This window comes from Streptomyces sp. SM1 (assembly GCF_002910825.1).
GTDB lineage: Bacteria > Actinomycetota > Actinomycetes > Streptomycetales > Streptomycetaceae > Streptomyces > Streptomyces okerensis.
In genome coordinates this window covers 1-835 of sequence record NZ_NEUB01000930.1, presented here as the reverse complement: position 1 = coordinate 835, position 835 = coordinate 1, and the positions used below count along the sequence as shown (strand labels likewise).

Sequence of the window (835 nt, the reverse complement as noted above, 5' to 3'; positions counted from 1 at the left end):
CGCCTCGACCTCGTCGTCACCGACCGGCTGCACGGGCTGGTGATCGCGCTGCGGGTCGGCACGCCGGTGCTGGCGGTGGACCCGGTGGCGGGCGGGGCCAAGGTGACCGCGCAGGCCCGCGCGTGCGGCTGGCCCGCGCTGCTGTCCGCCGAGCAGCTGGACGAGCGCCGGCTGGAGCGCTGGTGGGACTGGTGTCTGACCTCGGGCCGGGTGGCCGCGCGGCAGGTCCGCGACGCGTTCCGGGACGACCGGGTGCCGGACGGGGCGGACCGGCTGATGGAGGTACTGGCGCCCCGCCCCGCCGCCGGTTAGCCCCGCGTCCGGCCGGGCACCCGGCATCCCGTCGCAGTCCTCGCGGTCGTCCCTGGAGGAGAGACGGTGTCCCTCGGCCGGCTTCCCGAACACGAACAGCACATCCTCGACGAGATCGAGCGGACCCTGCGCCGTGACCGCCGGCTGGACCGGCGTCTGCGCACGTTCAGGGCCGGCCGGGACTCCGGCGCGAGCCGCCTGCCGGCTCGTGTCGTGTCCTGGCGCCCGCGCGGGTGGACGGTGGCGGTCCTCCTCGCGGTCTCCGTCACGCTGATGGTGACGGGCATCGTCACCTCGGCCCCGTGGGCGGTCTGGGCGTTCGCCGCCGCGTGGCCGCTCACCCTCTTCGCGGCGTTCCGGCTGCTGTGCCGGTGGTCCGGCGGCTGAGCGCTCACCGGAGCGGGCCGCGGGCCGAAGGGCGAACGCCCGGCGGTACGGACTGAGGGCGCGGCGTACTCAGCGCACCGCGTACGGAGAGACCGGGCGCGCGCGATGCCGGGGCCCGCTCGCCGTCGCCGGTGGG

The 835-nt window shown here is 77.0% G+C and carries 2 protein-coding genes; both read left to right on the top strand.

Annotated elements, in window-relative coordinates; all coding sequences use genetic code 11:
- The coding region (locus tag B9S61_RS31970) for a polysaccharide pyruvyl transferase family protein (RefSeq protein ID WP_146065007.1) at window positions 1-312 on the top strand (312 nt) is incomplete at its 5' end.
- Window positions 313-378: 66 nt separating this feature from the next.
- Window positions 379-699, top strand: coding sequence for a DUF3040 domain-containing protein (locus B9S61_RS31965; RefSeq protein WP_103545317.1), 321 nt, complete (start codon window positions 379-381; stop codon window positions 697-699).
- Window positions 700-835: the final 136 nt, after the last annotated feature.